Source organism: Psychrobacillus sp. FSL K6-2836 (assembly GCF_038003085.1).
In the GTDB taxonomy this organism is placed as follows: Bacteria; Bacillota; Bacilli; order Bacillales_A; family Planococcaceae; genus Psychrobacillus.
On sequence record NZ_JBBOOM010000001.1, the window covers coordinates 2993703 to 3007868 of the forward strand.

At 35.8% G+C, this 14166-nt stretch carries 11 protein-coding genes; 7 read left to right on the forward strand and 4 right to left on the reverse strand.

What is annotated here, in order from left to right; translation table 11 throughout:
* Positions 1-102: 102 nt before the first annotated feature.
* From MKY37_RS14305 to MKY37_RS14325, 5 genes are all read left to right on the forward strand, one after another.
* A complete protein-coding gene (locus MKY37_RS14305) occupies positions 103-708 on the forward strand; it encodes a TetR/AcrR family transcriptional regulator (protein WP_340778145.1) in 606 nt (201 codons plus the stop codon).
* 113 nt (positions 709-821) lie between these two features.
* A complete protein-coding gene (locus MKY37_RS14310; protein ID WP_340778146.1) occupies positions 822-1142 on the forward strand; it encodes a hypothetical protein in 321 nt (106 codons plus the stop codon).
* 471 nt (positions 1143-1613) lie between these two features.
* A complete protein-coding gene (locus MKY37_RS14315) occupies positions 1614-3641 on the forward strand; it encodes a PAS domain S-box protein (RefSeq protein ID WP_340778148.1) in 2028 nt (675 codons plus the stop codon).
* Between the two features lie 166 nt (positions 3642-3807).
* Positions 3808-5919 carry a FapA family protein gene (locus MKY37_RS14320; RefSeq protein WP_340778150.1) on the forward strand — a complete coding sequence of 704 codons (2112 nt, stop codon included), beginning with the start codon at positions 3808-3810 and terminating at the stop codon, positions 5917-5919.
* A 46-nt stretch (positions 5920-5965) separates the two neighbouring features.
* Complete coding sequence (locus tag MKY37_RS14325) at positions 5966-7978, forward strand: sensor domain-containing protein (RefSeq protein WP_340778152.1); 2013 nt, start codon at positions 5966-5968, stop codon at positions 7976-7978.
* Between the two features lie 267 nt (positions 7979-8245).
* Here MKY37_RS14325 and tatA read toward each other — a convergent pair whose 3' ends face one another.
* From tatA to MKY37_RS14345, 4 genes are all read right to left on the reverse strand, one after another.
* The gene (tatA, locus tag MKY37_RS14330; RefSeq protein ID WP_340778154.1) at positions 8246-8449 is read right to left on the reverse strand and encodes a twin-arginine translocase TatA/TatE family subunit; all 204 of its coding nucleotides are present in this window, start codon (positions 8447-8449) and stop codon (positions 8246-8248) included.
* Between the two features lie 81 nt (positions 8450-8530).
* Positions 8531-10255, reverse strand: a complete 1725-nt coding sequence (locus MKY37_RS14335; protein ID WP_340778156.1) for a GMC family oxidoreductase — start codon at positions 10253-10255, stop codon at positions 8531-8533.
* Positions 10256-10281: 26 nt separating this feature from the next.
* Positions 10282-11034 (reverse strand): gluconate 2-dehydrogenase subunit 3 family protein, encoded by a 753-nt coding sequence (locus tag MKY37_RS14340; protein WP_340778158.1) that lies wholly within the window; start codon positions 11032-11034, stop codon positions 10282-10284.
* A 29-nt stretch (positions 11035-11063) separates the two neighbouring features.
* Positions 11064-11321, reverse strand: coding sequence for a hypothetical protein (locus tag MKY37_RS14345; RefSeq protein WP_340778160.1), 258 nt, complete (start codon positions 11319-11321; stop codon positions 11064-11066).
* A gap of 394 nt (positions 11322-11715) precedes the next feature.
* On the opposite strand from MKY37_RS14345, the gene MKY37_RS14350 reads away from it, so the two are divergent.
* Together MKY37_RS14350 and MKY37_RS14355 are read left to right on the forward strand one after the other, a co-directional pair.
* Complete coding sequence (locus MKY37_RS14350; RefSeq protein ID WP_340778162.1) at positions 11716-12312, forward strand: hypothetical protein; 597 nt, start codon at positions 11716-11718, stop codon at positions 12310-12312.
* Positions 12313-12390: 78 nt separating this feature from the next.
* Positions 12391-13986: a catalase gene (locus MKY37_RS14355; protein ID WP_340778164.1), complete on the forward strand. Its 1596-nt coding sequence runs from the start codon at positions 12391-12393 to the stop codon at positions 13984-13986.
* Positions 13987-14166: the final 180 nt, after the last annotated feature.

The window sequence follows — 14166 nt, forward strand, 5'->3', positions numbered from 1 at the left end:
TCACTTGATAACAAAAGATGCACGAACTTAAAAGAGTTTGGTTCAAGGGTGACTAATCATGTATAATTTTCACTATGTATAAAAAAACAAGGGGGATTGCTCATGAATTTAGAAAATCATTCGATGGGAGATCGAAGAATTCGGAGAACAAAAAATCTCCTGAAGGGGCATTTTATCCAACTAGTGAAAGAAAAAGGATATAAAAATGTAACGGTCACGGATATCGTGGAGAAGGCTGACTATAATAGAAGCACATTCTATTTACATTTTAAAGATAAGGAAGACATAGCCGAAGAATTAGTTGCCGAAACTTTGGCAGAGTTAGAAACGGCATTTCATCAACCTTTTATAAACACGAAGGTTGTTGAATATGACCTCATCTTACCTTCATCTAATGCTTTTTTTAGGCATTTTTATGTTAATAGAGAATTTTATAGTTTATTAAGCTTGGAAGATACCATTCCTAGATTTAAAGAAAAATTCTTTTTGAAGTTTAAAGAAGTTTTCGAAGGAATCACATATTTAAATGAAGCAAATGAGGGTATTGTGCTAGAGCACTTTAATACGTATAAAATGTACGGTTCTTACGGCGTTATTCTGGAATGGATAAACGGTGGTTGTATACAAACACCAGAGGAAATCGCAGATAATCTGTTAGAAATATTTAAAACCAATTCCATTTCATTTCGATTCAATAAGAAAAGCTAGCTATTGTGAAAATAGCTGGCTTTAGCTTGACGACAAAAGTATTTTTATAAACTGCTATGAGTAATAATAAATATCTTTAATGAGGTTGCTTTATCTAAATAAAAGTATATATAGTGGAAACCTTTAAGGAGTTGTTTATAAGGCAAGGACCACCACGAAGACTCCTGTGGGAACAGCTTGAGCAGAAGACCCCGCAGGAACGCAGTGACGAGGAGGCTGAAGCCAAGCCCACGGAAAGCGAAGTGGTGGTCCTTGCCGATTTTAGTATACAACTCTATGCACCAAAAATTGAGTTTGTCTACAGTCTGAAGCTAGCTATTGTGAAAATACTAGCTTTTTTAAAATGGAATTATATTAATTTTTCCTCAGCAGTGGTTTATTTCTTGTCTAAATCTACTTCAGATGCTTCGACTTTCTTAGCATCTTTTTCTTAGTCATTTATAATATCTCGAGTTGAGGTAGTCTGCTTGGATATGATGTTTAGAAACGTATAATGTGGGTAGTTATAATATAAAATACCTATACCTAAAACAGAACCTTAAGTCCTGTTTGGGAATATTGAAAAGGACTTATTAGTTACTTTTGAATGCTATATTTCAATTGCAAAGAAGAAGGAAATTAAACTAGACAATGATATAAATAAATGATTAAATATTCCGGCAGGGTTGTTATATTTTCAGCTTAATTAAAACAAGAGGGCTATTTCCCACCGTAAAGTAATAATTTCATCCTCCCTCAACCGGAAGAGGTTAAAACTGGAAATCCTCAACGTAATCCTCATTTACAAAAACCACACACTACCTTTTTAGGTAAATTAATCTTCTTTTTTTTAGTAACAATATTAATCTTAGGTGGATCAAAAGATAAATTAATTTATCTATTAATCTTCTTGAAAGGAAAAAAATATGAAAAGATTGTTTAATAATATTTCTAATGATGTCTATCGATCTATAATCAGTAATAATCCAGATGCTATTTTCTTGTTAGATGAAAATGGAAAAGTCTTAGATAGTAATAGCGCAACTGCTAATATATATGGTTATTCGGCTGAAGAAATGTTGAATTTATATTATCCAAATATAATAATACCAAGTACAGACTATAGTTTAAAAACATTAATGGATAAATCATGGAACGGCGAAACTTGTGCCTATCAGGCAAGTGCATATCATAAAAACGGAAGTGTTCTTTATTTACAGGTTAAAAATGTTCCAATGTTGGAAGAGGGCAAAACTGTTGGTGTCATGGTTGTAGCAAAAGATGAAACAGAACTTACTCAAACGAGATTGACATTACAAGAGACATCCGAAAAATTTATTTCAATCTTTAATTCCTCAGCGGATGCTATTGACATTATCGATATAAATGGAAATGTCATGTTAGTTAATCCTGCCTTCGAGGTAATGTATGGATGGAATAAGAAAGAGCTTATCGGAAAAAAGCTGCCAACGATACCAAAGAGTCGCTTGGATGCAGTAAAAGAAAGACGTGAAAAGGCAATACTAGGAGAATATACTCGAGGTTTGGAAGTAGATTGTATAAAAAAAGACGGCACTTCAATTGATATGAGCATAACCATATCTCCTCTCTTGAATGGAGAAGAAAAAGTAGTTGGATTTTTAGATATTTCTCGTGACATAACAGAAAGAAAAAAAATGGAGTCCGATCTAAGAGATAGTAAAAATCGATATAAGTCTTTATTAAACGTATCTCCAGAAGCAATTTGCGTACACAGTCAAGGCGTGATTCGTTATATAAATGAAGCCGGGACTAAATTGTTTGGATACTATCATCCTAGCGAGTTACTGAATCGCCATATACTGGATTTTACTCATATTAACTCCCAGGAAACCGTCAGAGAGAGTATTCGAATGTCTAAAATAGATAAATACTTTCCTAAAAAAACTATAGTACAGACAATGTTGCGGGCAGATAGTTCAACCATTTTAGTAGAAGCGACAATTTTAGGAATAGAATATGAAGATGAGCCGGCCATACAAGTAATATATAGGGATATTACGGAAAGAAAAAGGCTATTAGATTCTTTAATACGTAGTGAAGAAAAATACCGATTAATAGCAGAAAATATGACCGATTTAGTTTCTCTCATTGATGAGAATGGAATATTAAAGTATATTTCCCCTTCTTTTCAACCTGTTTTAGGATTTCCAATAGAAGAATTACAAGGCACAAAAGCAAGGGAGCAAGTACATTCTGAAGACTTTGCTCAAATTATTCCCCGTTTTAAGTCATTATTAAACAGAACAGAATCTGTTGCAGCAGAGTTTAGGGTAAAACATAAAACAAAAGGATGGCTATGGGTGGAAGCGAAAGCAACCTATTGTATTGATGAAGAACATGGCAAACCATTCCTGCTAGTTGTTTCTCGTGATATTGAAGAAAGAAAAAAATTACAAGAAAAACTAAAATCTATGGCTTTCCATGATGGTTTAACAGGTTTACCGAATAGAAGGCTGTTCGGGCAGAAGATGCAGCAAGTCATCAAGGAAGCGAACAGAAAAAATCAGAAATTCGCATTATTGTATATGGACATAGATAAATTTAAAAGGGTTAATGACAATCTTGGACATTCAATTGGTGATGAATTATTAAAATTATTTGGTGAGAGAGTGAGTGCCTGCTTACGTGATAGTGATATGCTCGCTCGACAAGGAGGGGATGAATTCACGGCCCTGTTACTTGATATTGAGAGTGGGGAAAAAGCTAAAATCTGCGCGAAAGAAATATTGGAGAGTTTACAGCGCGAATGGATAATTGATGGACATTCTTTTAAGACGACTTCAAGTATCGGTATTGCTCTTTATCCAAGTGACGGTACAGATATGGATACATTGATGGTAAATGCGGATAAAGCATTGTACACTGCAAAGGAAAATGGGAGGAATAGATTCGTTCTATACAAAGAAGTTTGAATAGAATATATATTCAAAAAATATAAAATAAAATATCGAAATAAAATGAATGATGTGTTATTGTGTAATTACATAGTCTTTAGACTCACTAGTGAATGTGTAAGTAGGTATATTGTAACTGCGTTTTTATTCCTATTTTATTAGGTGGAAGGGAGGTTTAATTGATATGTTACAAAATTCTATTACTATAAAAGCAGAAACTATCGAGGAAGCTGTTCAAACGGCTCTTAATATTTTGCAATGTACGACCGAGGATATTAATGTTCAAGTTGTAAAATCACCTTCGAAAAGTTTATTTGGTTTAAGGAAACGTTTAGCGGAAGTTAGTATTACAAAGGTAAATTCCAATGTTATTTTAACTAAAGCAAAAAGAGAGGAAGAAAATTCTGTTTTTGCTATCAACGATAGGGAATTGGATAAACTAATTGATAAAGTTATAGACTACGATATGCCAGAGCAGGAACGAGAGGAAGCAATTGTTCCAACTCTTCCAAAAAAAGATTCGGGAGCCTTACACAGCGAGATTACATTTGGTGCCTGGATACAAAACAATAAAGTGTATATACAGGAAAATGATCAAAGACTACCAATCATCGAAGCGGACGGAAAAGTGAAAGTGTTAGTAAATGGTGAACGTTTGGTAAAACCACAAATTGTTACAAGCACAGATAAAGTTCAGGTTGTTTTAGAGAATGAAGTTATTCCAAGTAGTTTTTGGATTGATATAAAAGATAATAACATGATGGCCACTCTTTCGATCAAGCCAGGAAAGAAGATAGTACGGGAGTTGGAAGAGACAGGTCCTCAAGAACATCTTGTTATTAGCGCAAAAGAAACAGAGTCTTCCTTTATAGATATTAGATTAGATGAGGTATTGCAAAAGTTGAAATCCCTTAAAATTGAAAGAGGTATTATATATCCTTCTATCCGTGATATGTTAATTGATGGAGTAGGAGAGGCAATTATAGCAAAAGGTATTTCTCCAATAGAAGGATTGGATGGAGATATAGAAATACTAATTGATGGATGGGAAGATAATAAGGTGGATGATAAGGATATACTTCATTCAGAGAAAATTGATTATAGAGAAGGTCAATCTATTCTAGCGGTAGAAGTTGGTCAAATTATTGCCAAAAAGATACTGGCTATTGCCGGAAAACATGGCTCTGATTTATTTGGAACTATAGTACCTTCAAAGCCCGTACACGAAGTGGTTCTGAAGATAGGAAAACATGTGGAACAAAAAGATAACCAAATAGTAGCTCTTACGGCAGGCAGACCTTCTATTGAAACAAGGGGAAAATTAGTAAAAATTGATGTTATTAAAGAGTATGTTCATACGGGAGACGTAAGTTTAGAAAGCGGGAATATTCGGTTCCAAGGAGATATACGCATAAATGGCAATGTACTGGATTCTATGTTTGTTGAAGCAGAAGGAAGAGTTTATATAAAAGGTACCGTCAATAGAGCAGTTATACAATCAGGGCATTTCATGAGAGTAGAACAAAATGTGTTTTCCTCTGAATTATCAGTGGGTAAGGTTAACCATATTATCGCTTCATTGACTCAAGTTTTGTCGGAGTTATTGACGTATTTAGATCATATTCTAGGGGCAATCAATCAAATACTAATGATTCGTCAACAAAACAAGCCAGAAGAAGAAACTATGAAAATTTCATATTTAATACGCTTATTATTAGAAAAAAAGTACGGGGATTTTCGTGACTTAGTAATAAGATTTTGTGACATAATCGAGCAAAATGAACAGAATTTGGATAGAGATTGGAAATCGTTATCCGTTAAGTTGAAAGAATATTTTATAACCGTATCAAGAGATCAAAATATTCAGTTGAAAGCTTTGGAGTCGCTTATAGAGAGTGCAAGGGAAATATATGAAATATACTTTTTACCTCCAGAACCAAATGCGACAATAGAATTACCGTATGGTATTAATTCTACTTTATATTCAAGTGGGAACATTCATATATTTGGCCAGGGTGTGTATCATTGTTCGCTGCATGCAGATCATAATGTGATTATTAAAGGTGTTTGCCGTGGAGGGATGATTTCAGCAGGAAATGATATTGTTCTTAATGAAGTTGGTTCCGAAAATGGTGGTAAAACGACTATTTCCGTCCCTATAAACGGGAAAATATACATTAATTATGCACATGTGGATACTGTAATCCAAATAGGTAGACGTATGCATACCTTTAGTCAAGGTACAGCGAAGATTGCAGCCTTTATAGATGCTGAGGGAAATCTACAGTTATATTAGTAGTTCGCATAATAGAGTTGAGCTAAAAAGAAATGAGGTGAGAAGTATGTATAAAGAAATAATCGATTCGTTGCAAGACTCTATAGCAGTTATAAATGCGGACGGTGAAATTATTGTTACAAATAAATCCTGGAAAAAGTTTTGCCAGGAGACTAATGGATGTCTCAAAAATGCGGACGTCGTTGGCATAAATTACTTGGAAATTTTATCTAATTCTATTTACCTAGAGGAATACAATGGAATATTAGCAGTATTAAAAGGAGAGATTCCTTTTTTTAACACAACTTATCCATGCTTATCGGAGAATTGGTATACCAAGTTAGTGAGTCCTCTTATGGATCAAGGTAAAATTATAGGTGCAACGATTACCCATAAAGACATAAGTGAATATGAAAAAGAACGCATAGAAATGTATAACGATTTAGAAAATATGACAGATGCATTTTTAACGGTTGATAAAGACTGGCAAATTACCTTTCTTAATAAAGAGGCAGAAAAGCTATTGTTTGCTTCTAAAGAAGATTTACTAGGGGTAGACTTATGGGAAATTTACCCTGATGCAGTCGATTCGATATTTAATGAAAACTATTCAAAAACGATGTATGAACGTGTGGAGACTCGTTTCGAAGCATATTATGATCCCTTAGAAACATGGTTTGAAATCCATGCTTACCCGAAAGGAAAAAGTGGGGTATCTATTTTTTTTAATAATATTAACGATAAAAAGTCAAAAGAAGATAAACTATGGAATACGGCTCATCATGACCATCTTACGGAAATGCCTAATCGTTTACTTTTATATAAAAAGATAGATAAGAAAATAGCAAAACAGGAACCATTTGTATTGTTCTTTTTAGATCTGAACAATTTTAAACTAGTAAATGATGCATATGGTCATGAAACGGGAGATATTCTATTACTAGAAATAGCTAATAGGTTAAAACGGGATCTACCTGAAAAGTTCATTATTTCTCGATATGGGGGAGACGAGTTTGTTCTTTGCACTACATTTGTAGATGATTTTCAAGTTCAAAGTGATGCCTACCATATTTTGTCTGCTATTGAAAAACCGTTTAATAATCCCGCATTACCTCCTTTAAATATAACAGCGAGTATAGGGATAAGTTTGTTCCCTGAAAATGGTAACTCTGTGGATTCTTTAATCACTGCTGCCGATATTGCGATGTACGAAGCGAAAAAAGCAAAGGGTGACCAATGGAGACGTTATGAAAGTGTTATGTCGAAGTCTTTAAATAGACGTCTTATTATTGAAAAAAGCTTGAAAGAAGCAATTCTAACAAATGCATATTATACTGTTTTTCAGCCTCAAGTAAATATTTTAAAGGACGAAATTATAGGGATTGAAGTATTATCTAGATGGAAACATCCTGAGTTAGGATATATTTCACCTGATGAGTTTATAGCTATCGCAGAGGAAACTGGTCAGATTCGAATGCTTACAGAGCATATAATAGATACTTCGCTTTTAACATACAATAAATGGAAAAAAATAAGCGGGTTCGCTGGTGGAATTTCAATAAATGTGTCATCCTCTTTATTGAATGAGCCGTCGTTTGTTTCATTTCTTATGTATCAATTAGAGAAGTATTCAATTCCAAGAGGGATATTAGAAATCGAGATTACAGAAAATGTGCAAATTTTTTCATCCTCTATTATTAATAATCATATGCATGATATCCAACAAGCAGGTATTCGTATAGCTATTGATGATTTTGGAGTAGGTTATTCGAACTTATCCTATATAAGTAATTTACCAATATCCAAAATAAAAATAGATAAGTTTTTTACAAATTGTATTGGAAAAAATACAAAAGGTGAAGCTATTCTCCAAGCGATTATTGTACTTGCTAATAATTTAAAGATAGACGTTCTTGCAGAGGGAGTAGAGACCGAGAAACAGAGGGACTTTCTTATAGCTAATAATTGTGCTTTAATACAAGGATTTTTTTATGATATGCCACTAAATGAAGATCAATTTATTTATCGCTTACAGCAATTCGGCATTAGATATCCTGCAAAACAAAAGGAAAATTTGTGAGAATCAATAGTAATATTAAAACAACCCCATTTCTTTTCGATTAAATAAGAAAAGAGGCTGGGAATGGATATCTAATAAAATTGATTGAAATGGAGGGGCGACTCCTACGGGAATAGCGTGACGCCTGAGACTACAGGCTCAGGACACGCCCGTGGAAAGCGTCCCTGGAATGGAAATCAATTTTGTGCACAGCAAAAAAACAGCATTTTTCTCACAGAGAAAAATGCTGTTTTGGGGTTCTGTCCCTAATTTTCACTCAGGAATGGTTTATTTCTTATCTAAATCTACTTCAGATGCTTCGACTTTCTTAGCATCTTTTTCTTCATCATTTATAATATCTCGAGTTGAGGTTTTGAATTCTTTTAACGTTTGTCCAACAGCTTTGCCTAGTTGAGGTAATTTAGATGGACCAAAGATGATCAAAGCAATAATTAGTACAAGTATTAAACCGGGTATCCCTATGTTTGGCATAGAATCTCCTCCTTCTATAAAGAATCGTTATTAATATAACACATTCTGGGCAAAAATGATGGTTTGACACTTGCGACTGTATTATTTTTTAGATACTAATGGTCCGCCGCCGTTTTTCAAGTACTCGATCATGCCTTCAGCTGCTCGGTAAGCTAACGCGCCAACAGTTGGGGTTGGGTTCGTTGGACCGAAGTGAGGGAATGCTGAAGCTCCACAAACGAATAAGTTATCTACATCCCACATTTGCATGTAATTATTGACAGCAGAGTTATCTGGGCTATCTCCCATAATTACACCGCCACCATCGTGTTGGAATGTGAACCTTCCACCGAAATGCTCAGCCATTGGGATTGTATCGATAATGTCTGCTCCCATTTCTTTTACTACTTCATTACATTTTTCTACTAAAAACTCATTACGTTTATGGTCCATCTCGGTATAATCGAATGTTACGCGAATCAACGGATCACCATAATCATCTGTATACGTTGGATCTAGGTCTAGATAATGATCTTTATGCGGCAAAATAGCTCTTTGGGATACAACAGTTACATTTCTATAGAAATAGTGTAAAGAGTTTTTCTTAAATTCTTTACCCCAGGTCGGTGTTCCAAAAGGAGCGGGGTTATTAGCAATTGGTTCATTGCCCATTAAATGCATTTCAATCTGACCGCCATGGATGAAATCGAGATTAGCATGGTCAAAGTTATCGGCATTAAAGTCATTGAAAGCAGAACCTAAAGAACCTGTTCCAATGTAACTATTGAATTTCTTCTCTTCAAAATAACCGATTGCTCCAGTAATAGTATGGTGATCTGTATAGTTTTTACCGATAATTCCTTCGCCAGTTTTTGGATTATAAGGCTTACCAATACCGGATAACAATAATAAGCGAACATTGTTAAAGATATAGCTAGTTAAAACAACAAGGTCTGCAGGCTGTTCGAATTCCTCACCAGTTCTCGTATCTTTATATAAAACCCCAGTAGCTTTTGTTCCATCATATAATACACGCGTAACTATAGAATTTGTACGCAGTTCAAAGTTTCCGGTTTTTTTCGCAGTTGGGATAACAGTTACGATTGGATCTGCTTTTGCACCGTACTCACAGCCATAGTTACCACAAAATGCACAGTATTGGCATGCATTTAACGTTTCTCCATCTGGATTTGTATAGCTTTCCGAAACGTTTGCTGTTGGAACTACGAATGGATGATACCCAAGTTTCTCAGCTGCCTCATGGAACATTTTCATTTGAGGTAATTTTTTTAATGGAGGTGTTGGGTAATCGATTGAACGATGTCCTGCTAACGGATCGGGTTCCCCAGAAATACCAGCCATTTGTTCAAACTTAGCGTAATACGGTTCAATTTCATCGTACGAAATACCCCAGTCTTGAATAGTAACTCCTGCAGGTATTTTACTCTCTCCGTATTTTTCAATCGTTTTACTGCGAATTTGAAAATCGTATGGGAAATAGCGATATGTTTGACCACCCCAGTGAGCTCCGCCGCCGCCAGTACCAGTTCCTACTACAAATGCACCTTCATCACGTACTGGTTTTGCTGCATCGTTTAATGTATTACGGAATGTAATCGTATCCTTTGTTAACTTTTGCATTAATTCTTTATGAATATTATATTTTAGTTCATCATGACCGTGTAAATAGTCTTCGATTGATCTTTCTACTCCACGTTCTAATCCAACAACATGGTAGCCTGCTTTCGTTAGTTCTGCAGCAACAATACCGCCTGTCCAGCCCATACCTGTTGTTACTATATCAACCTTAGGTAATTTTGTAACCATTGTAATCCTCCTCGTGTTGTTTCAACTTATGAATGTTTGTGTCCGCCTAAACTGATTGGCTCTATTAATACAAATTCCTCTTCTTCTAAATAGGATGTATAAGACATTTGAGCTCCTGGGAATTCTTTCATTTTCCAACCGGCCATGTTTTTATTTCCCCCGTAAAGTGGATCTGAGAAGCAACCTTGCAAAGTAAGGGTTCTAAGTAATGCAAAGAATGCTGCTGAATTTACTAAATCCATTTCGACTTCTCCTGCTTGGAAAGAAGTAAGGATGGCAATTTGTTGCTCTTCGGTTAAATCTTTAAAGACCGTGCCTTCATGCTCTTTTTCCGAAACCTCATTTAGCTTGCGAACCCCCTGTAGCATAATTTCGGCTTTGTCGAGTGGGACTTCCCCTGGTTGGAAAGGACCTTTTCTATAATCATCCGTACTGATACCCCAAGGGCTAGCTAGTTGTTTATCAATAAAATAAGGTGCTCCTAGAGTTATAGCCCCTGGTCCATGCTCATCCTCTGGATAAATAAGTTCAGCTGCTGTGCTAAGTGCATCAAAATCTTTTTGACGTACAAAAAACTGACGTGTATCACTATAATCGATTGCAGTATGAGTAGCTCCACTTGTTTTCGTATGACTAGTTGTTTCTGTTTTTCCACCAACTAAAGTACCGAGGGCTCCTCCTAAAACAAGACCACCAACAGTTAACCCAGAATTTTTGATAAATGTACGTCTAGATGAACGATTATCTAAAATAGGATTATTTTTTTCCTGCTTTGACATATTCAAATCCTCCAATTATGTAAAAAGTATTAATGTACAATTGCTTGCCAATTATAAACGATTGAAAATAATGCCGTGCTTACTAATAAAGCTACGATAAAACTTGTATATTTTTTTCCTGTCCAACAAGCAACAATAATGGACAAGCCAATTGCTGCACCAATTAATGCGAACCAAGGAAAAATGGTATTATTAAAATGAAGAAAAAGTGCAAAATCGGCTACGATAAATAGAGCAAATAAAAACTGATTCAATATTTTTAATTCTTCTAAATTATATTGGGTCACATTATCTCTCCTTTTAAATATTATTTCTGTGGAATAATAATTATTTTGTAATTATTACAAACAATGACAGTGTAACAATTTTGTAATATGTCCACAATCATTAATGCAAGGCTAAACGACTACTTACTCAACACTCAGAGTATAAGTGTTTGATAGAAAAGTTTATTTTGAATCTTCCATTAACTGGACTAGTTATATAAACTAATTGGGTAGTATTGCATAAAAAGATGATTATTTTCCGACCTACCTAGCTAAGAATCGTATTATATCAATCATCTACGCCTTAGGTCTTAGTCATTTTCCATCTTAAGTACGTATGGAATAATCAGCAAATAGAGCATGATTAAAATAATAGAATTGAGGCAAAAATGTCTCTTATGAACGAGGTGGCAAAATGGGGAAAAAGATTTATATAATTCTTAGTAATACGGGTACATTATTTTCGAAGGCTATTGGCATGTATACAAAAAAAGATTTAAACCATGCCTCCATTGCTTTTGATGAAGAGTTAAATGAGATGTATAGCTTCGGTCGGAAAAGTAGTCATAATCCATTCAATGGAGGGTTCATTAAGGAGAATCCTACTGAAGGACTGTTTCAAAGAGCGACCTGTGCTATATATGAGTGCGAGGTGACAGATTCCGAATATTTGGGGATGAAAAATAAAATTAGCCAGATGGAAAAGCAGAAACAACTATACAAATATAATTTAATAGGTTTGGTGTTTGTTGCTATAAATATTGAAATGGAGCGTGAGAATGCTTTCTTTTGCTCTCAATTTGTCGCAACAATTATGAAAGAATGTCCATCTTCGCGACTACAGGTTGCACCACCTTTGGCTCAACCACATCACTTTGAACAACTTTCAGCCTTAACCTTAAAATTTAAGGGGAATCTGCAAACATATGTGAGTAGTAAAAGGAATGTAGAGCAACCGATTCATGTATCAGTTTGGAGAAAATATGCCTTATCGATAGCAAGCTTTATGTAATATTGGAATATTTACTCATTGTTCTGGACAGTATATAGGAGAATGTAAATTCTATCTAAATGTCTAGGAGGATGAAGAGTGGCAGAAGAACAAACAAACTACGATACAAATGTGGAAAATGAGGATACGCTCACGAATAGACAGGGACATCCCGTAACGAATAATCAGCATATGAGAACGGTTGGAAACAGAGGGCCGGCTACTTTAGAAAACTATGATTTCATTGAAAAAATTAGTCACTTTGACAGAGAACGAGTACCAGAGCGCGTCGTACATGCACGTGGTGCAGGTGCGCATGGTTATTTCGAAGCGTATGGTGCTGTTGGGGATGAGAAAGTATCTAAATATACTCGAGCTAAATTATTTCAGGAGAAGGGGAAGAAAACGCCTGTATTTGTTCGCTTTTCTTCCGTTATTCACGGAGGACATTCTCCCGAAACATTGCGTGATCCACGTGGATTTGCAGTGAAGTTTTATACAGAGGATGGAAACTGGGATTTAGTAGGGAATAATTTGAAGATATTCTTTATTCGTGATGCGATAAAGTTCCCAGATATGATTCATGCCTTTAAGCCAGATCCCGTAACGAATATTCAGGATTCTGAGCGCTTTTTTGATTTTTGTGCTAGTTCTCCTGAGTCCTTCCATATGGTGACTTTCGTATATTCTCCATGGGGGATTCCAGCAAACTATCGAATGATGCAAGGTTCTGGTGTGAATACGTACAAATGGGTAAATAGCGAAGGGAAAGCAGTTCTCGTGAAGTATCACTGGGAGCCGAAGCAAGGTATTCGTAACTTAACTCAAAAGGAAGCAGAGGAAATACAAGCGAAAAACTTTAATCATGCCACGCAAGATTTATATGATGCGATTGAAAAGGGAGATTTCCCCGAATGGGAGCTGCTAGTTCAAACGATGAGTGATGATGATCATCCAGAGCTCGATTTTGACCCATTAGATGATACGAAGCTTTGGCCAGAAGATTTATTCCCATGGAAGGCCGTGGGAAAAATGGTGTTAGATCGAAACCCTGAAGATTACTTTACAGAAGTGGAGCAGGCAGCATTTGGAACGGGCGTGCTCGTAGATGGATTGGACTTTTCAGACGATAAAATGCTGCAAGGTCGTACATTTTCGTATTCTGATACACAGCGACATCGTGTTGGAGCGAACTATTTACAGCTACCGATCAATGCGCCGAAAAAAAGAGTAGCAACCAATCAAAGTGGCGGACAAATGGCATACCGATTAGATAGAGGACCTTTCCAAAATCCACATATAAATTACGAACCGTCTATATTAGACGGCTTAAAGGAAGCAACTCAGACAGGTAAAGAGTACACTCCATTGATAAAAGGAAACTTAGTTCGAGAGTCTATCGAGCGTCAAAGTAATACAAAGCAAGCAGGAGAAACCTATCGGCAATTTGAGCAATGGGAAAAAACAGAGCTTATCGCTAATCTTGTTAATGACCTCTCTGCATGTGATCCACGAATTCAAGAAAGGATGATCGCTCTAGCGGAGGAAGCAGATGAAGACTATGGTCGACATTTAAGAGAAGGACTTGCTCATGCTAAAAATAATGGCTCCTCTCAAAAACCGTTGGGGAACAAAGACGGAGATAAAGCACCAGAAAAGGCAGTCAATAAAGGCCATGAAGCAGAACCATATTAATAATAATCGCCCTGCTCTCACTGGAGCAGGGTTTTCTATTGTGAACTCGGGCGGCTAGAGGAGAATGGTTGGCGTAAAGGTGTAGATTACGAGCTTATAAAGTGAGTCGTCGGGCGTACTGGGTACTTGCGGGCGGATATAGTAGAAGAGATGAATGAAGATAGGCATATTGCGGACAAG

Coding starts and splice junctions, on each gene's coding strand:
- MKY37_RS14305 (WP_340778145.1), top strand. CDS start 103: ATGAATTTAGAAAATCATTCGATGGGAGATCGAAGAATTCGGAGAACA.
- MKY37_RS14315 (WP_340778148.1), top strand. CDS start 1,614: ATGAAAAGATTGTTTAATAATATTTCTAATGATGTCTATCGATCTATA.
- MKY37_RS14320 (WP_340778150.1), top strand. CDS start 3,808: ATGTTACAAAATTCTATTACTATAAAAGCAGAAACTATCGAGGAAGCT.
- MKY37_RS14325 (WP_340778152.1), top strand. CDS start 5,966: ATGTATAAAGAAATAATCGATTCGTTGCAAGACTCTATAGCAGTTATA.
- tatA (WP_340778154.1), bottom strand. CDS start 8,449: ATGCCAAACATAGGGATACCCGGTTTAATACTTGTACTAATTATTGCT.
- MKY37_RS14335 (WP_340778156.1), bottom strand. CDS start 10,255: ATGGTTACAAAATTACCTAAGGTTGATATAGTAACAACAGGTATGGGC.
- MKY37_RS14340 (WP_340778158.1), bottom strand. CDS start 11,034: ATGTCAAAGCAGGAAAAAAATAATCCTATTTTAGATAATCGTTCATCT.
- MKY37_RS14350 (WP_340778162.1), top strand. CDS start 11,716: ATGGGGAAAAAGATTTATATAATTCTTAGTAATACGGGTACATTATTT.